The following is a 21,091-nucleotide window of genomic DNA, read 5'->3' on the forward strand; positions in this document are numbered from 1 at the left end:
TCCGCTGCCCGGCGTGCGCCTGGCCAGGCGCACGCCGGGCAGCCTACCTGGTGAGCGGGTGAGGTCAGGAATTCGGGCGGACGGAGGTCAGGAATTGGGGCGGAGGGTCCAGACGACGGTCATCTCTCCGGTAATCGCTCCGTCCTCGCGGGTGAGCGTCACCGCCACCGGGAATTCCGGCCGCTCACCGGCGTCCAGCTCGGCGACGACGTCCGCCACGGGGCGGCCCAGCGTGGCGGTGGCCGTGACGACCCCCTTGGCGAGTTTCTTGTAGCCGATGTCCGCCGTGACGGCGAGCGGGACCGCGCGCTTGAGCTGGTCGCCGAAGGCGGCGAGCACGATGGCGCCGCTGGCCGACTCGGCGAGGGTGAACATCGCTCCTGCGTGTGGTCCGCCGACGTGGTTGTGGTAGTCGGGCTGGTCGGGCAGCCGCAGGACGGCCCGTTCCCCCGTGATCTCCAGAAACTCCAGTCCCAGGGTCCTGACCATGGGAACGGTGGCGGCGAGCAATTCACCGACGGACAGCTGATCTGTGGTCATGAATCGCGATGTTACCTGCGAGTAGAAGAGCTTCACCATCCCCTGACGGACCGGACATGGCAGCCGCCCCGGGGCCCCTCTATCGTTACTCGCCATGTGGCCAGGACAGCAGCCGCCCGGGGGCGAGCAAAACCCGCAGGACCAGAATCCCAATCCGTACCAACAGCCGGGGTACCAGCAGCCGAATCCCTATCAGCAGCCGGGGTATCAGCAGCCGGGCTATCCGCCGCCGCAGCCCGGGCAGGAACAGCCGGGGTATCCGCAGCAGCCCGGCTATCCGCAGCAGGGATACCAGCAGCCCAACCCGTACCAGCAGCCGACCACGCCGCAGTACGCCGTACCGGGGCAGCCCAGTCAGTCCGGTCCGTCCGGTCCGTCCGGTCCCGGACCGGACAAGAAGAGCACGACGGTCGTCGCTGTCGTCGCCGCCGCGGTCGTCGTGATCGCCGCCGCGGGCACCGCGTTCTTCGTGATGGGCGGGGACGACAAGAAGAACGACCAGGCCGCGGACGACGCCAAGGCGTCCTCCTCCGCGTCCGGTGAGCCGTCCGCCGCCCCGTCCGTCGACAACCCCCGGGACGGCTCGGCAGCCGAGCCGACCATCCCGGGCTGGAAGGTCGTGACCAACCCGAAGCACGGGACGCGGTTCGACGTTCCGGCCGACTGGGAGGTCGACAAGCCGGGCGTGATATCCGGCTTCGAGGATGTGAAGAAGGGTGACGGCTCACCCCTCGTCACGTTCTCGGCACCCGCCTTCTACAAGTCCAAGTGGTGCTCCCAGGACGCCAACAAGGACGGAAAGATGGAGGACAGCGGCCTCGGCGGCACCGGCACCAAGGGCGGCAAGAACGCCAAGGACACGGCGTCGGCCGCGCGGACCGAGGCGGGCAGCTGGGTCTGGGCCCCGTACGCCCAGGAGGAGCCCGAGGCGTCGCTCAAGGAGAAGCTGAAGATCAGCGAGGCCGAGGCGTTCACCACCACGTCCGGGCTCAAGGGCCACTTCGCGACGGCGACGGCGACGGGCCTCACCAAGAAGAACAAGTGCGACACCGACGGCAAGTCGATCGCCTTCACCTTCGCCAACGCCAAGGGCGACTTCTCGACCTGGGTGCTCTACGCCAACAAGGGCGTGCCGGACGAGATCCCCGACGCGACGATCAAGAAGATCATGAGCACCGTCCGGCTGGCCGGGGCCTCCTGACCGGAACGTGACAAAATCGGTTGGCAAGAGGTACCGGTCGCGGGGATAGTCCCCGGGTGACCCCTCCCGCCGACGCCGACACCGGCCCACGACGCCCGCGACGCACCCGCCGTCCTCACCGCCCCTCGTGGGCCGGCCGTAACTACACACTGCTGACCGCCGCGGCGATCGCCACCAATCTGGGCAGCCAGGGCGCGCTGATCGCCTCGGCGTTCGCGGTGCTCGATTCGGGCGGCGACGCGGGCGACGTGGGGCTGGTGGCCGCGGCCCGTACGATTCCGCTCGTTCTCTTTCTGCTGGTCGGCGGCGCGCTGGCGGACCGGCTGCCCCGGCACCGGGTGATGGTCGCCGCCAACGCCGTCAACTGCGTCTCGCAGGCCACCTTCGCCGTCCTGGTCCTGACGGGCGACGCGCGGCTGTGGCAGATGATGGCGCTGGCCGCGCTCGGCGGTACGGGCCACGCCTTCTTCAGCCCGGCCTCCGAGGGCATGCTGATGTCCACTGTCAGCGCCGAACAGGCGGGCCGGGCCTTCGCGCTCTACCGGATGTCGATGCACGGCGCCGGGATCGGCGGCGCCGCTCTGGGCGGGGCGCTCATCGCGGTGATCGGCCCCGGCTGGGTGCTGGCCGTCGACGCCGCCGCCTTCCTGGTGGCCGGGGCGCTGCGTGCCTTCCTCGATGTCAGCCATATCCCGCCGCGGGAACCGGGCGCCGGGATGGTCGCCGATCTGCGCGACGGCTGGCGGGAGTTCATCAGCAGACCCTGGCTCTGGACGATCGTCGTCCAGTTCGCGGTGGTCAACGCGGTCGTCGTGGCGGCCGAGTCGGTGTACGGGCCGCTGGTCGCCCGCGACGAACTCGGCGGGGCGGGCCCCTGGGGTCTGGCACTCGCCGCCTTCGGCGCGGGCACTGTGGGCGGCGCGCTGGTGATGATGCGCTGGAAGCCGCGCCGGCTGCTGCTCGCGGGCACGCTCTGCGTCTTTCCCCTCGCCCTGCCGTCCGCCGGGCTCGCGGTGCCGCTGCCGGGGGCGGGGCTGGCGGTGGTGATGTTCCTGACGGGGCTCTCGGTCGAGGTCTTCGGGGTGTCGTGGATGACCGCGCTGCATCAGGAGATCGCCGAGGAGAAGCTTTCCCGGGTCTCCGCGTACGACATGCTCGGCTCGATCGGGATGATTCCGGTGGCCACCGCGCTCGCGGGACCGGCGGAGAGCGCCTTCGGCCGCACGTACGCGCTGTGGGGCTGCTCGGCGCTGGTCATCGTGCTGACGGCCGCGGTCCTGACCGTGCCGGACGTACGCCGGCTGACGCGCCGCGCCGCCACCACACCGGCCGGGACAGGGAAGACCACGGAACCCGCCGCCGTGTCAGCCGATACTGAAGGCGCCGTCGGGCGGGCGGGGTGACGGTACGGCGCCGCTGTCCCGTACCGGCCTCGCGTCCCCGATGAACTTCCGGAGCGACGCGCCGTGTTCGACCCGGGCGGGGAAGGCGTCGGCGGCGGTACGGCGGGCCAGGGCGGCCGTGTCGAGCTCCGTGTGCGAGGCGACCAGCACGGCGTTGCCGAAGCGGCGGCCACGGAGCACAGCGGGCTCCGCGATCAGCGCCAGTTCCTCGAAAGCCGTGGCGAAGGTGGCCAGTTGGGAGCGGAGGAAGCCGAAGGGCGCCCCGTCGGCGAGATTCGCGGCGTAGACCCCGTCCGTACGCAGCACCCGCGCGGCCTCGCGCGCGTACTCGACGGAGGTGAGATGGGCGGGCACCCGCGAGCCGCCGAAGACATCGCCGACGAGCACATCCACGGAACGGTCGGGAGCGGCTTCGAGCCAGTGGCGTGCGTCCGCGCCGTGCACGGTGATGCCGGTGCCGTCCGGTATCGGCAGGACCTCCGCGACCAGCGCCAGCAGTCCCGTATCCGCCTCCACCACGCACTGCGCGGAGCCGGGCCGGGTGGCGGCCACATAGCGGGGCAGGGTGCAGGCCCCACCGCCGAGGTGGAGCACGGTGAGCGGATCGCCCTCGTCGCCGACGCGGTCGACGACATGGGCGAGCCGCCGTACGTACTCGAACTCCAGATGGGTCGGCTCGTCGAGATCGACATAGGACTGGGGCGCGCCGTCGACCGTCAGCAGCCAGGCACGCTCCCTGTCCACGTCGGGCAGCAGCTTGGCGGTGCCGCTGTCCACGGCGCGCAGGACGGGGATCGCTTCGTTCACGGTTCCATTGTGCGCGCCCACCGCCCCGGGGTACGGGGCGGCGGGCGCGGACCGTGAGCACACGGGCCGGGGACAGCCCTGCGGACGCGGTCAGAGCAGGGACGTGACCGTGCCCGCGCCGACCGTACGGCCGCCCTCCCTGATCGCGAAGCCGAGCCCCGCCTCCAGCGGGACGTCACGGCCCAGCTCCACGGTCAGGCCGACCGTGTCCCCGGGGCGCGCGACGGCCGCCTCGCCCAGGTCGATGTCACCGACCACATCCGCCGTACGGATATAGAACTGCGGCCGGTAGCCACTGGTGACCGGGGTCGTCCGGCCGCCCTCACGGGCGGAGAGGACATACACCTGCGCGGTGAAGCGCCTGCTCGGTACGACACTGCCCGGCGCCGCCACCACATGGCCGCGGCGGACCGCGTCGCGCTGCGTACCGCGCAGGAGCAGCGCGACGTTGTCCCCGGCCTCGGCGGACTCCATCGGCTTGCCGAAGGTCTCCAGCCCGGTGACGACCGTCTCGATTCCGGCTCCGAGCACCTCCACCCGGTCGCCGACACGCACCGTGCCGCGCTCGACGGCGCCGGTGACGACCGTGCCGCGCCCGGTGATGGTGAGGACGTTCTCCACCGGGAGCAGGAACGGCGCGTCCGTGTACCTGACGGGCATCGGCACATACGTGTCGATCGCGTCGAGCAGCGCCTCCACGGCCGCCACCCAGCGCGGGTCGCCCTCCAGCGCGCGCAGCCCGGAGACCCGGACGACGGGCGCCGCGTCGCCGCCGTACCCGTGCTCGGTGAGCAGTTCGCGCACCTCCAGCTCGACCAGGTCGGTCAGCTCGTCGTCGCCCGCGTCGGCCTTGTTGAGGGCGACGACGATGTGGTTGACGCCGACCTGGCGGGCGAGCAGCACATGCTCGGCGGTCTGCGGCATGATCCCGTCGAGCGCGGAGACGACGAGGATCGCCCCGTCGAGCTGGGCGGCGCCGGTCACCATGTTCTTGATGTAGTCGGCGTGGCCCGGCATGTCCACATGCGCGTAGTGCCGGGTGTCGGTCTCGTACTCGACGTGCGAGATGTTGATGGTGATCCCCCGGGCGGCCTCCTCAGGGGCCCGGTCGATCCGGTCGAACGGCACGAACGTGCCGGTCCCCCGGTCGCTGAGGACCTTGGTGATCGCGGCGGTCAGGGTGGTCTTGCCGTGGTCGACGTGGCCCATGGTGCCGATGTTCAGATGCGGCTTGGTACGCACGTATGCCGTCTTGGGCATGGTTCGCGTGTTCCTTCCCGGAACTCGAAGCTGAGAGGGACCCCCGGGCCTTGCCGACCCTCCCCCTGCGGGGTCCGCCGGACGATCCGGGAAGGGTCAGCTTCGGGCGCCGCCGAGGGGCGCCGCGGGCGCTGCTGCCGCCGCCGCGGCTGCCGCTGCCGCGGGGGGCGCGTACGCGATGGGGAGACCGGCGGGGAAACCGGCAGCCTTCGGCGCGTCCGCGACTGCGGACGGCGCTGCGGGGAAGGCGTACCGGAACATGTCGCCGATCCTGGCGCATACCCGCTGTTCACGTCGAATGGTTTTCCGCGCCACGGGAGTTCACGTCTGTCGGCTAGCATCCCCGAATGCTCGACACCGCCCCCAGGCCGCTCCCCAAGCCGGCCCCCGAGCCTTCGCCGGGCCTCGCTGTCCGCTGCTTCCGGGTGCTGCTCTCGCCCTGGTCGCGGTTCGCCCTGCTCATCGCGGTGCTGGCCGCGGCGGGCGTGGCGGTGCTGCTGTACGAACCGCAGAAGTTCCTCGCCGACGGCTGGCCGCCGCAGTTCAGCGGCGCGACGGCCGTGGTGCTGTTCGCCGTGGCGTACGGGCTGTGCGCCGTCGCGTTCGTACCCCGTCCGCTGCTCAGTCTCGCCGCCGGCGCGCTCTTCGGCTCGGGGTCCGGGCTGCTCGCCGCCGTCGCGGGGTCGGTACTGGCCGGCGCGATCTCCTTCGGGCTCGTCCGTCTCCTCGGCCAGGGGGCGCTGCGGCCGCTGCTGCGGGGCCGCTGGCTGCTGGCGGCCGACGGACAGCTGAGCGAGCACGGCTTCCGGTCGATGATGGCGCTCCGGCTCTTTCCCGGGGTGCCGTTCGCCGCGGCCAACTACTGCGCCGCCGTCTCACAGATGCGATGGGCGCCGTTCCTGCTGGCGACGGGGATCGGAACGATCCCCAACACCGCGGCGTATGTGATCGCGGGCAGCGAGGCGTCGTCCCCGACCTCGCCGATGTTCCTGATCGCGACCGGCTTCATCGTGGTCACCGGGGTGGCCGCGGCGGTCGTCGCCTGGCGCCACCGCCACCGCCTCGGCCGCCGCTGATCTCACCTCACGCCGGGTCGCGGCGCGTCACGGCGCGGCGCGTCACGGCGCGGCGAGCCCGAGGTCGCCGCCGGGCGGCGGTGCGGAGAACCGCGCCACATCCGCGTCCGTGACCTCCGCCAGTTCCCTCGGCGACCAGCGGGGCCTGCGGTCCTTGTCGATGACCTGGGCCCGGATGCCCTCCTGGAGATCGGGGAAGGTCAGCGCCGCGCACGAGGCGCGGTACTCCTGCGCGATCACCTGCTCCAGCGTGGCCGTCCGCCGGGCCCGGCGGATCGCGACGAGGGTGGCCTTCAGCGCGGTGGGCGACCGGGTCAGAAGCGTTTCCGCGGCGTCCTTCGCCGCCGGTTCCCCGCTGGCACGCAGACGGTCGATGATCTCCTCCACCGAGCCGGCCGGGTAGCAGGCGTCGATCCACTCACGGTCCGCGTCGAGCCGCCCCTCCGGCGCGGTCGTCCCGTACCGGCGCACGATCTCCCGTACGTCCGCCGCCTCCCGCACCTCGGGTCCCGCGAGGGCGGCGCGCAGGTCACCGAGCCGGCCGGAGGGTACGAAGTGATCCGCGAGCCCGCACAGCAGGGCGTCCGCCGCGCCGACCGTCTGCCCGGTGAGAGCGAGATGCGTGCCCAGCTCGCCGGGCGCCCGGGAGAGCAGATAGGTCCCGCCGACGTCGGGGACCAGTCCGATCGCCGTCTCGGGCATGGCGACAGCCGACCGTTCGGTGACGATCCGTACGCTGCCGTGCGCCGAGACGCCGACGCCGCCGCCCATCACGATGCCGTCCATCAGCGCGACATACGGCTTGGGGTAGCGGGCGATCCGGACGTTGAGGCGGTACTCGTCGCGCCAGAAGGCGGGCGAGACGCCCCCGCCGGTGCGCGTGTCCTCGTGGATCACACGGATGTCACCACCGGCGCAGAGCCCGCGGTCGCCGGCGCCGGAGATGATCACGGCCGTGACGTCGTCGTCGCCCTCCCACACGGCCAGCGCCTCATCGATCGTCCGCACCATGGGGTGGGTGAGGGCGTTGAGGGCGCGGGGCCGGTTGAGGGTGAGGTGGGCCGTACGGCCCGCGCGGGTGGTCAGTACGGGTTCGTCGTGGGCCATGCTCTCGCTGGTTCCTTCCCTGGGCGGAGGCGTCCCCTGGGCGGAGGCGTCCCCTGGGCGGACGCGTCCGTAAGATCGCGCCCGTCCAGTATGGACACGCTGGTCCAGGGGCTTCCCACCGGTTCGCGCTACGGAGTCACGTACGGGTGGGGGCCGCCAGCGCCTCGATGATCCGCTCCGCGGCGAGCGTCGCGGTCAGGGTCCCGTCCCGTACCTCCCGCTCCAGCGCGGGCGCCAGTTCCCGTACGCCCGGGTGCTCGCGCAGCCGGTCCAGGAGGTGGTCGCGGACCATCGCCCACGTCCAGTCGACCTGCTGGTCCCGGCGCTTACGGGCCAGCCGGCCGTCGGCGCCGAGCACCGCGCGGTGCTGTTCGAGGCGTTCCCACACGGTGTCGAGGCCGCTGCCCTCCCGCGCGCTGCAACTGAGCACCGGCGGCGTCCAGGCCGCGTCCGCCGGGTGCATCAGCCGTAGCGCGCCCGCGAGTTCCCTGGCGGCGGAGCGCGCGTCGCGTTCGTGCGGGCCGTCGGCCTTGTTCACGGCGATGACGTCGGCCAGTTCGAGGACGCCCTTCTTGATGCCCTGGAGCTGGTCACCGGTGCGGGCCAGGGTGAGCAGCAGGAAGGAGTCGACCATATTGGCGACGGTGGTCTCGGACTGGCCGACCCCTACCGTCTCGACGAGCACCACGTCGTAACCGGCGGCCTCCATGACGATGATGGTCTCGCGGGTCGCCTTGGCCACCCCGCCCAGCGTGCCCGCGGTCGGCGAGGGCCGTACGAACGCGGCCGGGTCCACGGCGAGCCGTTCCATCCGGGTCTTGTCGCCCAGGATGGAGCCGCCCGTCCTGCTGGAGGACGGGTCGACGGCGAGCACCGCGACGCGGTGGCCGAGGCCGGTGAGCAGTGTCCCCATCGCGTCGATGAAGGTGGACTTGCCGACGCCGGGGACCCCGCTGATACCGATCCTGCGGGCCTTCCCGGAATGCGGCAGCAGCTCGGTCAGCAGCTGCTGGGCGAGCCTGCGGTGGTCGGGCCTGGTGGACTCCACGAGTGTGACGGCACGGGCGATATACGAACGGGAGCCGTCCAGAACGCCCTTGGCGTAGCTGTCGATGTCGATCCGTGGGGGCACGCGCTCACCGCTCTGCGCCGGAAGCGGCGTCGCCGGAGGCGGCGTTCCCGGCGGGAGCCTCGTGCCCCAGCGAGGCCGCGAGCGCGGTCAGCAGATCGCGCGCGGCGTCCGGGATGACCGTGCCGGGCGGGAAGACCGCGGCGGCCCCCGCCCGGTGCAGCTCCTCGATGTCCTGGGGCGGGATCACCCCGCCCACCACGATCATGATGTCCTCGCGGCCCTCCTCGGCGAGCTGTTCGCGCAGCGCCGGTACGAGCGTGAGGTGCCCGGCGGCGAGCGACGAGACGCCGACGATATGCGCGTCGGCCTCGACGGCCTGCCGCGCCACCTCGTCGGGCGTCTGGAACAGCGGGCCGACATCGACGTCGAAGCCCAGATCGGCGAAGGCCGTGGCGATCACCTTCTGGCCGCGGTCATGGCCGTCCTGGCCCATCTTGGCCACCAGGATGCGCGGCCGGCGTCCTTCGGCCCGTTCGAAGTCCTCGACGGCGGCGCGGGTGCGCTCGACGGCCGGGGAGGTGCCTGCCTCGTTGCGGTACACACCGGTGATGGTACGGATCTGGCCGGAGTGGCGCCCGTACACCTTCTCCAGGGCGTCGGAGATCTCACCGACGGTGGCCTTGGCGCGGGCCGCGTCCACCGCGAGGCCGAGCAGATTGCCGTCCAGTCCGGGGCGCGAGCCGGCCTCGGCGGCGGCGGTGAGCGCGCGCAGCGCGTCCTGGCAGACGGCCTCGTCGCGTTCGGCGCGCAGCCGCCGCAGCTTCTCGATCTGCTGGGTGCGTACGGAGGAGTTGTCGACCTTGAGCACGTCGATCTTCTCGTCGGTCTCCACCCGGTACTTGTTGACGCCGATGACGGGCTGGCGTCCCGAGTCGATCCGCGCCTGAGTACGGGCCGCTGCCTCCTCGACCCGGAGTTTGGGGATTCCGGCGTCGATGGCCTGCGCCATTCCGCCGGCCGCCTCGACCTCCTCGATGTGCTGCCAGGCGCGCCTGGCGAGGTCGTAGGTCAGCTTCTCGACATACGCGCTGCCGCCCCAGGGGTCGGTCACCCGGCAGGTCCCGGACTCCTGCTGAAGCAGCAGCTGGGTGTTGCGGGCGATACGGGCCGAGAAGTCGGTGGGCAGGGCAAGGGCCTCGTCCAGCGCGTTGGTGTGCAGCGACTGGGTGTGGCCCTGGGTGGCGGCCATCGCCTCGACGCAGGTGCGGGTGACGTTGTTGAAGACGTCCTGTGCGGTGAGCGACCAGCCGGAGGTCTGTGAATGGGTGCGCAGGGAGAGCGACTTGGCGTTCTTCGGGTCGAACTTGTTGACCAGCCTGGCCCACAGGAGCCTGGCCGCGCGGAGTTTGGCGATCTCCATGAAGAAGTTCATGCCGATGGCCCAGAAGAAGGAGAGCCGGGGCGCGAACGCGTCCACGTCGAGTCCGGCGCCGAGCCCGGCGCGCAGATATTCCACACCGTCGGCGAGGGTGTACGCCAGCTCCAGATCGGCCGTCGCGCCCGCTTCCTGGATGTGGTAGCCGGAGATGGAGATGGAGTTGTAGCGCGGCATCTTCTGCGAGGTGTACGCGAAGATGTCGGAGATGATCCGCATCGACGGTTTCGGCGGATAGATATAGGTGTTGCGGACCATGAACTCTTTGAGGATGTCGTTCTGGATGGTCCCGGCCAGCTTCTCGGGCGGTACGCCCTGTTCCTCGGCGGCCACGATGTAGAGCGCGAGTACGGGCAGGACCGCCCCGTTCATCGTCATCGACACGCTCATCCTGTCGAGCGGGATGCCGTCGAACAACTGGCGCATGTCGTAGATCGAGTCGATGGCCACGCCCGCCATGCCGACATCGCCGGTCACCCGGGGGTGGTCGCTGTCGTAGCCGCGGTGCGTGGGCAGATCGAAGGCGACCGACAGGCCCTTCTGCCCGGCGGCGAGGTTGCGCCGGTAGAAGGCGTTGGACTCCTCGGCGGTGGAGAACCCGGCGTACTGCCGGATGGTCCAGGGCTGGTTGACATACATCGTCGGGTACGGGCCGCGCAGATACGGCGCGATGCCGGGGTAGGTGCCGAGGAAGTCGAGCCCCGTCAGGTCCCGCGCGGTGTACAGCGGTTTGACGGCGATGCCCTCGGGGGTGTCCCAGAACAGTTCGTGATCGGTCCTGCCGGTGTGCTCCTTGACGGCCGTACGCCACTGGTCCTCGGTCGCTCCGGCGCTGTCGCCGGGGCCGAGTTCGATCTCGGAGAAGTCCGGGATCCCCATCACGCCACTCCCATCCGGTCGAGGACGGAGGTCAGGACGGCGATCGCGTCGCCGCCCGCGACGACGAACTCGTCGACTCCGGCCCGTACATAGGTCTCACGCTGTTCGCCGGGGCGGCCGGCGAGGAACACCTGGAGCGCGCCGGCCGCCTTGAGCGCCGCCGCGACGGGCGCGGCACCTTCGGCGTAGAGCGCGTCACTGGAGCAGATACAGGCGACGGCGGCCCCGCTGCGGGTGAAGGCGTCGGCGGCGGTCGCCGCGTCGACCGTCACCGGGTCGTGGACCGGCTCGATCCCGCCCGCCTGGAAGAGGCTGACGGCGAAGGTGGCGCGCGCGGTGTGCGCGGCGGCCGGTCCGAGGGCGGCCAGGAAGACACGCGGCCGGGCGCCGGTGGCGGCGAGATGCGCGTCGGAGCGGGCGCGAAGCGTCTCGTACGCCTCGTCGCGGCGTACCACCGGCAGTCCGCCGCCGGGCGGCGCGGGCGCCGGGTCGCGCTCCACCGGGGGCTCCGAGAGCTGTGGGAACTCACTGACGCCGGTGATGGGTTCGCGCCGCCGGGCCAGCCTGCCCGAGCGCTCCTGCCAGGTGGCCGCGAGCCGGTCGGCGATCAGTCCGTCGTGGAGCGCGGCACGCTGGCCGCCGGCGCGTTCGATCTCCTGGAACCACGCCCAGGCGGCGTGCGCGAGGTCGTCGGTGAGCCGTTCCACGTACCAGGAGCCGCCCGCGGGGTCGATGACCCGTCCCAGGTGGGATTCCTCCAGCAGGATCGTGGAGGTGTTACGGGCGATCCTGCCGGCGAAGGCGTCGGGCAGCCCGAGGGCGTGATCGAAGGGCAGTACGGTCACGGCGTCCGCGCCGCCGACCCCGGCCGCCAGCGAGGCGACCGTGGTGCGCAGCATGTTCACCCAGGGGTCGCGCCGGGTCATCATCACCGATGAGGTCACGGCGTGCTGACGCTGCGCCCCCGTGCCCGTGCCGGCGCCGCAGACCTCCGTCACCCGGGCCCAGAGCCTGCGCGCGGCCCGGAGTTTGGCGATCGTCAGAAACTGGTCGGCGGTCGCGGCGTACCGGAACTCGATCTGACCGCAGGCGGCTTCGACGGTGAGTCCGGCCTCGGTGAGGTCACGCAGCCAGCCGACCCCGGTGGCGAGGGAACAGCCCAGTTCCTGCGCGTCGGAGGCGCCGCCCTCGTGGTACGGCAGCGCGTCGACGGTAATCGCGCGCAGTCCAGGATACTCCCGGTCGCAGAGCGCGGCGAGTTCGGCGGCCTCTTCCGTCAGGCCCGTCACTTCCCGTCCGGTACGGGCGAGTTCACCGACGGGGTCAGCGCCGAGGGTGCCGCGCGCCTGGTTGCGGGCCACCCCGCGCTCTTCGTACAGCTTCAGCAACGCCCGTGCGGCGGGACCGAATTCGGCGCCCGCGTCGAGGGCGACCGGCGCGAGGTCGAGATAGACGCCGTCGAGCGCCGTGGCGAGCCCGGACACCGGGATTCCGGCGGAACCCACCGACAGCCAGAGGGAGGTGACCCCGTTCTCCAGGTCGGAGAGCACGGCTTCGTTGGCGCGTACGGGATCGGGAAGCGAATGGCGCTGGCGTACGTCCCATCCGGAGACCACGCCCCCCTCGGGGCGGCTGCCTCTGGTGAACGGCGCGAAGCCGGGATAACCGGGGTCCCCGGGCGCGTTGTCCGCGGTGTACAGCGGACGGGTGGTGACCCCGTCCTGAAGCGTGGTGGAGAGCGCATCCTCGGCGTCCGTCCCCGAGAGATCCCGACCCGACTTGCGCAGCACGCCTGCCACCAGGCTCTGCCACTGCTCTCGGGTCGCGTCGGGGAACTCTGCGGCCAGGGAAGGCCCGTCGTCAGGCAGCACCGTCATGCCCAGATGTTAGGGCAGCCCGGCGAACGAGGAGCAGACCGCATCACTGTGACCTTGCCCTCGCCGAAATGCCTCGGGTGTAGGTCATTCACGGCGCGGGATGTGCCAGGGCTAGGTCCTGTGGCACCAGGGGTCACCTCCGTCCCGTTATCTAACAGACGCTACGCTGCCCACCACCACCATGTGATCGCCGTCGCCCTGTGCGGACGGTGATGATCTGCCCTGTCCCGGACTCAGCCCGGGACCGACCTCAGCATTGCCACATCAGCGCCACATGAGCGCCACGTCAGTGAAGAGCCGGCATGAGTAGGACCACTCACCCATCCATATGATCGAACCCGCGCTTCGACCGTCAGCCCTCAGTCCGTCACTGCGCCGCTGTTCCGCCGGCCAGTGCTTGATCATCTCTTGGATGGCGTAGTACCCCATGTCTTGGTTCGAATCTTTTGTCCTCGGGCTCGTCCAGGGGCTGACCGAGTTCCTCCCCATCTCCTCCAGCGCCCATCTGCGGCTGACGGCGGTCTTCGCCGGCTGGCACGATCCGGGCGCGGCGTTCACCGCGATCACCCAGATCGGTACGGAGGCGGCGGTCCTCATCTACTTCCGCAAGGACATCGCCCGAATCGTTTCCGCGTGGTGCCGTTCGCTGGTGAACAAGTCGATGCGCGGTGATCACGATGCCCAGATGGGCTGGCTGGTAATCGTCGGCTCGATCCCGATCGGCGTCCTCGGCGTGACGCTGAAGGACCAGATCAACGGCCCGTTCCGTGATCTGCGGCTGATCGCCGTCACGCTGATCGTGATGGGCATCGTGCTCGGTGTCGCCGACCGGCTGGCGGCCCGCGACGAGACCGGCGGCAAGCACCGCGCGATCAGGGAGCGCAAGTCGCTGAAGGAGCTGAGCGTCAAGGACGGGCTGATCTTCGGCTTCTGCCAGGCGATGGCACTGGTGCCCGGCGTCTCGCGCTCGGGCGCCACGATCAGCGGTGGTCTGCTGATGGGGTACACCCGTGAGGCGGCGGCGCGGTACTCGTTCCTGCTCGCGATCCCCGCGGTGCTCGCCTCGGGCGCGTTCGAACTGAAGGACGCGGGCGAGGGACATATCACCTGGGGACCGACCATCTTCGCGACAATCGTGGCGTTTGTTGTTGGATATGCCGTAATCGCCTGGTTTATGAAGTTCATCACCACGAAGAGCTTCATGCCGTTCGTGATCTACCGGATCCTGCTCGGTATCGCGATCTTCGTCCTCGTCGGCACGGACACGCTGAGCCCGCACGCGGGCGAGTCGGCGGGCTGACCGGGGCCGGCGGCGGGCCGCCCGGGGCCGACGGTCGGCCGGGGAGCGTGGGGGCGTGTGAACGAAGTGTGAGCAAGGACGCTCCCTGATCGGCACCGGGACGGTGTCCCCTCCCCCTAGGCTGGACACATGTCCTCCTCCTCCGCTTCCGCAACCCCGTCATCCGACGCCGTCGCGGCCAACGAGCGCATCCGCGCGCTCGTCGACGCGGCCGATTCGTCCGACGGAACGTGGCCGGCGGAGGCGTACGAGGTCCTGCTGCTGGAGTGGGCCGCGGCCCTCCGCGACGGCGTGGACGAGGCCGCCTAGGCTTTCGCTCGGCCCACTCTCGGGCCCCCGGCTGATCCGTCCACACACACTCCGCACCGCAACCCCGGCCCTCCGCCTGCCGGTTCGATCAGGTCGCGGCGGTGGGGGCCACCGGGGTCCGGGAGGCGGCGACCGGCGGGGGCGTCGGCCGCTCGGGCCGGGGCTCCGGGCCGACCAGACAGTCGAGCGCCTCCTCCACCCCGGACGCGACCTGGATGACGAAGCGTTCCTCCTGACTGATGAAGCCGTCGGAGACCATATTGTCCAGGAGCGTCAGCAGCGGATCGAAGAATCCGCCCTGGTTGACCAGGACAAGTGGCTTGTGATGGATGCCCAGTTGGTTCCAGGTCGCCACTTCGAGCAGTTCGTCGAGCGTGCCGAGGCCGCCCGGGAGCACCGCGAAACCGACCGCGAGGCGGTACATCAACGCCTTGCGCTCATGCATCGTCTCCACGACGATCACTTCGGTGCGCGACTCGTCCGGCTGCTCACGTTCGTACAGCTGGCGGGGAATCACTCCGGTCACCGGCGCCCCCGCGTCCAGCACGGCATCGGCGACGGCACCCATGATGCCGACCCCTCCCGCGCCGTAGACCAGTCCCGTGCCGCGCTGCGCCAGCGCCTCGCCGAACTCGGTGGCGAGTCTCAAATGCTGGGGGCGGGCGCCCGGCCTGGCGCCGCAGAACACACCGACTCGCTCCACCCGCGACGCTGGCATGGTCATATCCGTCTCCGTCTCCCTGGCCCGGCCCCGATCGACACATAACGTATCCGAACGGCTACGTTAAGCGAAGAGGGCCTTGAGCGCCCCCACTCACCGCCTCCACTCCACATGGGCCGACCCGATCAGTAGCACTAACCCCCGAAGGGTTTACTTACCGGGCCATGTGGCGCAGCAGCAGGCAAGGGCATACCGGTGGGGCGAGACGTTTGCCGCGGAGTACGGCGGGAGCGGTACGGCCCGCCCACGGCGCGGTTCGGCGAGCGCGACATACGGCCGCCACGTCAGAACGGACCGTCGACCATCGACGCGCCAGGCGGCGTCGGGGTTACCCGGTGCGTTCGATGGCGGGTGGGGGCCGCCCCTGAGCTCTGAGTTTCGCGGCTCCGGGCCGGGCGTCAAGGCCACCACCCTCCCGAGCCGCCCGCCTTGCCCCATGAGGCAGAACGCGATGCCCCCCGCCCATGAAGTCCGGGCTGGACCGTCCGCCGCGCTCGGTCCGAGAGTGGACAGTGGAGGTCCGGGCAGGGTGAGCGGCACAGTCAGGGGAGACGGAGATGCGCGCACACGACCAGGGGTACGAGTCGGAGCACGATTACGGGCACGAACACGGGCACGATGAGGCCTTCCGATCCACCGCACAGGACACGGCCACTGACGCGCGAGAGTCCGCGCAGACCTCGTATCTCTTCAAGGCTGCCGCCGCCGGGCGGCCCGATGTCGTCGGGGCGGCCGGGCTGAGCAGCCTCCAACGCTCCGTGGGAAACAGCGCCGTCGGGACGATGCTCAGCAGGGACGCGGCACCCGAGGAGGAGCCCGCGCCCGGCGCCCATCAGGACCGTTCCCCCGTGCACGATGTGATCTCCTCCGGCGGCGGTTCGCCTCTGGACACCGACACCCGTACCGACATGGAGAGCCGCATGGGCGCCGACTTCTCCGACGTACGTGTGCACACCGACACCGCGGCTCATGAGTCCGCGAAAGGCGTCGGCGCCCACGCCTACACCGTGGGCAACCATGTCGTCTTCCAGCGCGACAGTTACGACCCGTCCTCACCCGGCGGCCGGACCACACTGGCGCACGAGCTGACGCATGTGGTCCAGCAGCGCAACGGTCCCGTGGAGGGGTCCGAGGCGCCCGGCGGGATCCGCGTGAGCGATCCGTCCGACCGCTTCGAACAGGAGGCCGTCGCGAACGCCGACCGCGTGCTCTCCGAGCCGAGCCCGACACCGACGCCCGACTCCATCCCGACGCCCGACTCCACCCCGGCTCCCGCCCCCGCACCCACACCCGTTACGACCGGTGCCGCAGCCCCCGTACAACGCCAGGCGACGGAGGACGAGGACGAGGAGCCCGCGAACGTACAGGGGTCCTTCGTCCAGCGGGCCGAGGAGGGGTCCGAGGAGGAGGAAGAGGCTCCGCCCAGCTGACCACCCCGGGATATCCTCCCGTACTCCCGTACTCCCGTACTCCCGTACTCCCACTCCCACTCCCGCACCCGTCACTCCGAGCCCGACCGCAGCGTCCCTCCCAAGAACAGCGACTCCGCGCAGCGCGACGGCCTCGGCGCCTGCACCGGCCTGCCCACCTGCCGGCAGTCGACGGTCATCGTGATCTCGCCGCCCGCCGGTACCAGAATGGGGGTGACGAAGTGATAGTCGGAGTCACGGAAGTTCTCCAGCGCCAGTCGCAGTACGGGATCGCTCTGGCTGGACACGACGAGTGTTCCGGCGTCGCCCTGCGGGTTCTGGACCACGATGTCGGTGAGTTCGAAGGTGCTGCCGGCCGGCACCCGGTACGCGGATCCGCTGGCCGAGCCGCCGCCCACCGCGTCCCTGACCTCGACGCGCGCACTGGTCGGCGCGCCCGCCCCTCCCACACTGCCCGCGCCCGTTCCGGATCCCGAACTCGCCCCTGAACCCGTCCCGTTCTGTCCCGCTCCGCCGGTCGCGCCTCCCTCGGCACCGGCTGTCGCCCCGGCGTTCCCGCCTCCGGTTCCGGCCGTGGCTCCGCCGTCCGCCGTCCCGCTGCTCGGAGACGCGGTCTTCTCCGCGGCGGACGCCACCGCCTCCGGGGTGATCGCCTCCCGCGCCGCCGATTTCACCGCGGGGCGCAGCAACGCGTACCAGAGCCCGACCAGCGCGATCGCCACGACCGCCGCGAGGATGAGCGCGCGGGGCAGCCAGCCGGGCAGGATCGCCTGCTGCTCGTACGATCCGTCGAGTACGACCGGTTCGTACGGCTCCTGGCCCTCCTCCGCCGGCACGGGCGCCGCGAAGACCTGGAACGTGTGGGTCATCGGCGTACCGCGCCACAGCCGCTTGGCCGGCCGTACCCACAGCTTCGCGAAGTCCGCGTGTCCGGGCGGTATCCGCAGCTCGGCGGTGGCGAAGCGGACACGGGCGCGCTCGGTGCCGGTCCGGCCGCTGAGGCGTACGGTCACCGGCGCGTTTCCCCTGTTGTCCACGGCGAGTTGGTGGCTGCCTCGGCGAGCGCCGTTGGAGCTGCGGGGCACCAGCTCCGAGGTCACCTCGGTGAACGGCGCCACGGTCACCCGCCCCTCGGGCACCACGGTCTCGCTCAACTCGCTCGTCGGCACCACGCGGATACCGAACGGTGTCTCTCCCGCCGGCACGGAGGGGTCGCGCGGCGGCGTCAGCCGTACCACGACGGTGCCGGAGGCGCCCGGATAGAGGGACAGAGCCGCCGGTTCCACGGTCGCCCACGCGGCGCAGGCTCCGACCACCTCGAAGCGGTATTCCTCGACCGTACTGCCGGAGTTGAGGATCTGTAGGGGTACATCCGTCCGCGCGCCCGGCTCTGCGGTGACGGACGGTGCGTCGAGGCTGGCCGTAAGACTCATACGTCGCACCGTAGGACCGCGCATTACCGGGAACAGCGGTCGGACAGGAACACTTTCGGGCAGATGTAGTGCCCATCGGGCGGCTGCGGATTTCGCCTCCGCACTCGGTGGGAATGGAGTATCTGCCGATGCGTAAGGCAGCTACGGCTCAGTCTGCCAGGTCCCATACGGCCCATGATGACGCTATCGGTTCGCATTTGCGGAGGGGGAATTTCATGACAGACCGTACGATCGTTGGTTTACGCGCACAGGATCCGATCTCCCAAGCGGGAGTGGCCAGCCAGCTGCGGACCAGGCCGGAGGTGACACTCACCGGTTGGGAGGACGGTGAACTCACCCCGCAGGTAGTCGTGGTGGTCGTGGATGTCATAGATGAGGAGGCATTACGGATGCTGCGCAATATCCAGCGCAGCGGTACGGCACGCGGAGTACTGGTGGCCACCGAGATCGACGAGCAGAAGCTGGTCAGCGCGGCGGAGTGCGGTGTCGCCGGGGTGGTCCGGCGTTCAGAGGCGACACCTGATCATCTGGTACGGGTCATTGTCGCCGTGGCGAATGGCGAGGGCCATGTGCCCGCCGATCTTCTCGGACGCCTTCTGGAGCAGGTGGGAAAGCTGCAGGGCCAGGTGCTCGGACCGCGCGGCCTGCACTTCACCGGGCTCTCCTCCCGCGAGATCGATGTACTGCGACTGGTCGCGGAGGGATACGACACCGCCGATATCGCGACCAAGCTCGCGTACTCCGAACGCACGATAAAGAACGTCCTGCACGCGGTCATGACCCGGCTTCAATTGCGTAATCGCTCCCATGCGGTGGCGTACGCACTTCGCCAGGGTCTGATCTGAGCCACAGTTCGAAAAGATCCACGGACCGAACAGATCTACGGGCCGAACAGATCCATAGTTCGAACCGCGCCGGATTTTGATCTTTCAGCACAGCAACTCGTCCCACGGCTGCCTCAAAGGGCAGAACTCGGTTCCCGTGGGAATGACTCGCGCCCCGCTGCCCGCGGGGCGCGAGCACGGGATGGTGGATGCCGGTGCGCCGATCTGGGGAGGGTTCCGTGCGGCGGTCTCAGCGGTTCCGGTGGTCGGCACGGAAACAGTCACGACAGCGGTTCGGAAGGTCAGTACGGAAACAGCCACGACAGCGGTTCCGAAGGTCAGTACGGAAACAGCCACGGCGCGGCGGCAGTGCCCTGCGCGTACTGCCCTTCGCCCTCCTGCTGCTGGTCATGTGCGGCCTGCCCAGCTCGGCCGCCGAACCGCGCGCGGCCGTCCCCGTACCCGAGCCGCCGGTCACACCCGCCGTGGTGACGGAGCGGCTGGACCCGGGCGAGTCCATCTCCGTGGACAAGCTGGTCCGTACGCCGGCCATCCCTCCGAAGCCCGACATCGTGCTGCTGGTCGACGGCACCCTGAGCATGGAACCGTCCATCGAGCAGATCCAGCAGAACCTTCCCGTGATCACCGAGAGAGTGACCGAGGAGCAGCCCGACTCGCGCTTCGCCGTGGCCACGTTCGGCGACCAGCAGATCGACGGCGCCCGGACCTATACCGTGCTCCAGCCGCTCACGGACGACCTCGGCAAGGTGCAGGAGGGGGTGAACGCCCTCACGGTCGAACGTGGCCAGGGCAGCAGGGGTCCCTCCGAGGACTGGATCAACGCGCTGTGGCAGATCGCCAACGGCAGCGGTGGCCAGACCGAGTTCCGTACGGACGCGAGCCCCGTGGTCGTCCTGGTCGGCGACGCCTCCAGCCACGACCCGAGCATGGGGCACTCCCTGACCGACACGATCTACGCACTCCAGTCCCGGGGAATCCGGGTACTGGGCGTGGATATCGCCACCGTGCTCGGTGACGGACTCAACGGCAACGGGGACGCCGGTGTCCCCGGCCAGATCGAGGATCCGCTGCACGAGCCGGGCCAGGCCGACAAGGTCATCGAGGCCACCGAAGGCCATCTGATCTCCGGTGTCGATGCGGACGCGGTCGCACAGTCGATCGCCGACGGCCTCGCCAACCTGCCCACCCAGGTCGGCCACCAGTTAGACAACTGCGATCCCGCCCTGACGGTGACGCTCGCCCCGCCCACCCGCACCGTCACCAGCGGCGATGCCGCCGCCTTCGACGAGACGATCACGGTCGCCGAGGACGCTCCGCAGGGGCGGAGGCTGACCTGCACGGTCCAGTTTCTGGTGGGCACCAGCCCGCCCGGTTCGGATGCCGTCGGCCCGAATGCGGCGGCCGACCCCGAGCTGACGCAGACGATCACCATCGACGTCAACGATGTCGACGCGCCCGTGGTCGTCGTGGACGACCGTACGGTGACGACCAGGGACCCGGACGGCGCGCGCGTCGAGCTGACCGTGACCGCCGTGGACGCCAACGACGGGCGCCTGCCCGTACGTTGTACCCCGGAGTCGGGCTCGCTCTTCCCGGTCGGCCGCACCCTGGTCACCTGCTCGGCCACCGACTCGAACGGAAACACCGGCACCGACACGGCCACGGTGGAGGTGCTGGAGCTGCCGCCTGTCCCGCCCGTTCCGCCTGTTCCTCCCGCCCCGCCCGCTCCCCCGGTGCCTCCGACGGCCGATGTCACCGTGGACGTACAGATCACCCCGTCGCGCACGTACACGGGCCGTACCGCCCGTGCCCGCTTCCTCCTCACCAACGCCGGTCCGGACACGGCGACCGGTGTCATCGTCACCTCCGCCTGGCCGAGGACGCCGGACGCGGGCAGACGTACGCTGGCCGGGCTGTCGCGCTGCACCCCGACCGCGCCGTGCACCATCCCGGCGGGCGGCCGGGTCGAGGTCACCCAGACAGGGACGTACCGGACAGCGATCAGCGGAGACGTCCACGCGACCGCCGTCGCCACACTGCCCGATCGCAGGCCCGCCAACAACACCGACCGGGGCGCGCTCCGCGTCCTCCAGCCGAAGCTGGCCGTCACCCCGCAGGTCGCGACACCGGGGCAGGTGGTGCTGGCACGTGGGACGGACTTCCCGCCGGGCTCGAACGTACGGCTGAGCTGGAGCGCGGGCATCACCGCCAACGGATCGCCGGTGACGGTGGGGCGTGACGGTACGTTCGAGACGCAGGTGCCGGTACTACGCAGGGACCGGCTCGGGCCACGCGATCTCCGGGCGGACGTCACCGGTCTCGACCGGCTGACGAAGCCAGTCCTGGTGGTCCAACGCAAGCTCCAGCCACCGGATTTCGCGGGGCGCGGATGAGAA

At 70.6% G+C, this 21,091-nt stretch carries 17 protein-coding genes; 8 read left to right on the plus strand and 9 right to left on the minus strand.

The window, feature by feature from the left end; all coding sequences use genetic code 11:
* Positions 1–87: 87 nt before the first annotated feature.
* Positions 88–525, minus strand: coding sequence for a DUF4442 domain-containing protein (locus ACFRMN_RS31250; protein WP_383026034.1), 438 nt, complete (start codon positions 523–525; stop codon positions 88–90).
* 109 nt (positions 526–634) lie between these two features.
* On the opposite strand from ACFRMN_RS31250, the gene ACFRMN_RS31255 reads away from it, so the two are divergent.
* Both ACFRMN_RS31255 and ACFRMN_RS31260 read left to right on the plus strand, forming a co-directional pair.
* On the plus strand, positions 635–1,741 hold the full coding sequence (locus tag ACFRMN_RS31255; protein ID WP_383025822.1) for a hypothetical protein: 1,107 nt from the start codon (positions 635–637) through the stop codon (positions 1,739–1,741).
* Positions 1,742–1,797: 56 nt separating this feature from the next.
* Positions 1,798–3,144 (plus strand): MFS transporter, encoded by a 1,347-nt coding sequence (locus ACFRMN_RS31260; protein ID WP_383025825.1) that lies wholly within the window; start codon positions 1,798–1,800, stop codon positions 3,142–3,144.
* Here the strand turns inward: ACFRMN_RS31260 and ACFRMN_RS31265 are convergent.
* Together ACFRMN_RS31265 and tuf are read right to left on the minus strand one after the other, a co-directional pair.
* Positions 3,106–3,951, minus strand: coding sequence for a spermidine synthase (locus ACFRMN_RS31265; protein WP_383025828.1), 846 nt, complete (start codon positions 3,949–3,951; stop codon positions 3,106–3,108). The two genes, ACFRMN_RS31260 and ACFRMN_RS31265, sit on opposite strands and share 39 nt — an antisense overlap.
* A 90-nt stretch (positions 3,952–4,041) precedes the next feature.
* The gene (tuf, locus tag ACFRMN_RS31270) at positions 4,042–5,211 is read right to left on the minus strand and encodes an elongation factor Tu (protein WP_383025832.1); all 1,170 of its coding nucleotides are present in this window, start codon (positions 5,209–5,211) and stop codon (positions 4,042–4,044) included.
* Between the two features lie 347 nt (positions 5,212–5,558).
* On the opposite strand from tuf, the gene ACFRMN_RS31275 reads away from it, so the two are divergent.
* Positions 5,559–6,287: a TVP38/TMEM64 family protein gene (locus ACFRMN_RS31275; protein WP_383025835.1), complete on the plus strand. Its 729-nt coding sequence runs from the start codon at positions 5,559–5,561 to the stop codon at positions 6,285–6,287.
* A gap of 42 nt (positions 6,288–6,329) precedes the next feature.
* On the opposite strand, the gene ACFRMN_RS31280 is transcribed toward ACFRMN_RS31275, so the two are convergent.
* From ACFRMN_RS31280 to mutA, 4 genes are all read right to left on the minus strand, one after another.
* Entirely contained in the window at positions 6,330–7,394 is a 1,065-nt protein-coding gene (locus ACFRMN_RS31280) for an enoyl-CoA hydratase/isomerase family protein (protein ID WP_383025837.1), read from the minus strand.
* 136 nt (positions 7,395–7,530) lie between these two features.
* On the minus strand, positions 7,531–8,526 hold the full coding sequence (meaB, locus tag ACFRMN_RS31285; protein ID WP_383025840.1) for a methylmalonyl Co-A mutase-associated GTPase MeaB: 996 nt from the start codon (positions 8,524–8,526) through the stop codon (positions 7,531–7,533).
* Between the two features lie 4 nt (positions 8,527–8,530).
* Positions 8,531–10,780, minus strand: coding sequence for a methylmalonyl-CoA mutase (gene scpA / locus ACFRMN_RS31290; protein WP_383025843.1), 2,250 nt, complete (start codon positions 10,778–10,780; stop codon positions 8,531–8,533).
* Positions 10,780–12,657 carry a methylmalonyl-CoA mutase small subunit gene (mutA, locus tag ACFRMN_RS31295; protein ID WP_383025846.1) on the minus strand — a complete coding sequence of 626 codons (1,878 nt, stop codon included), beginning with the start codon at positions 12,655–12,657 and terminating at the stop codon, positions 10,780–10,782. The genes scpA and mutA overlap by 1 nt, the downstream gene beginning before the upstream one ends.
* A 427-nt stretch (positions 12,658–13,084) precedes the next feature.
* Between mutA and ACFRMN_RS31300 the strand changes: the two genes are divergently transcribed.
* Together ACFRMN_RS31300 and ACFRMN_RS31305 are read left to right on the plus strand one after the other, a co-directional pair.
* Positions 13,085–13,957, plus strand: coding sequence for an undecaprenyl-diphosphate phosphatase (locus ACFRMN_RS31300; RefSeq protein WP_383025848.1), 873 nt, complete (start codon positions 13,085–13,087; stop codon positions 13,955–13,957).
* Positions 13,958–14,086: 129 nt separating this feature from the next.
* Positions 14,087–14,266, plus strand: coding sequence for a hypothetical protein (locus ACFRMN_RS31305; RefSeq protein ID WP_383025851.1), 180 nt, complete (start codon positions 14,087–14,089; stop codon positions 14,264–14,266).
* Between the two features lie 88 nt (positions 14,267–14,354).
* Here ACFRMN_RS31305 and ACFRMN_RS31310 read toward each other — a convergent pair whose 3' ends face one another.
* Positions 14,355–14,990 (minus strand): TIGR00730 family Rossman fold protein, encoded by a 636-nt coding sequence (locus ACFRMN_RS31310; RefSeq protein WP_383025854.1) that lies wholly within the window; start codon positions 14,988–14,990, stop codon positions 14,355–14,357.
* A gap of 554 nt (positions 14,991–15,544) precedes the next feature.
* Here ACFRMN_RS31310 and ACFRMN_RS31315 point away from each other — a divergent pair.
* On the plus strand, positions 15,545–16,417 hold the full coding sequence (locus tag ACFRMN_RS31315) for a DUF4157 domain-containing protein (protein WP_383025857.1): 873 nt from the start codon (positions 15,545–15,547) through the stop codon (positions 16,415–16,417).
* 71 nt (positions 16,418–16,488) lie between these two features.
* Here ACFRMN_RS31315 and ACFRMN_RS31320 read toward each other — a convergent pair whose 3' ends face one another.
* Positions 16,489–17,850 carry a hypothetical protein gene (locus ACFRMN_RS31320; RefSeq protein WP_383025860.1) on the minus strand — a complete coding sequence of 454 codons (1,362 nt, stop codon included), beginning with the start codon at positions 17,848–17,850 and terminating at the stop codon, positions 16,489–16,491.
* Positions 17,851–18,065: 215 nt separating this feature from the next.
* Between ACFRMN_RS31320 and ACFRMN_RS31325 the strand changes: the two genes are divergently transcribed.
* Complete coding sequence (locus ACFRMN_RS31325; protein ID WP_030353099.1) at positions 18,066–18,695, plus strand: response regulator transcription factor; 630 nt, start codon at positions 18,066–18,068, stop codon at positions 18,693–18,695.
* A gap of 389 nt (positions 18,696–19,084) precedes the next feature.
* Entirely contained in the window at positions 19,085–21,088 is a 2,004-nt protein-coding gene (locus tag ACFRMN_RS31330) for a VWA domain-containing protein (RefSeq protein ID WP_383025863.1), read from the plus strand.
* The last annotated feature ends 3 nt before the right edge of the window (positions 21,089–21,091 follow it).

The sequence above is a fragment of the Streptomyces sp. NPDC056835 genome, assembly GCF_042789485.1.
GTDB lineage: Bacteria > Actinomycetota > Actinomycetes > Streptomycetales > Streptomycetaceae > Streptomyces.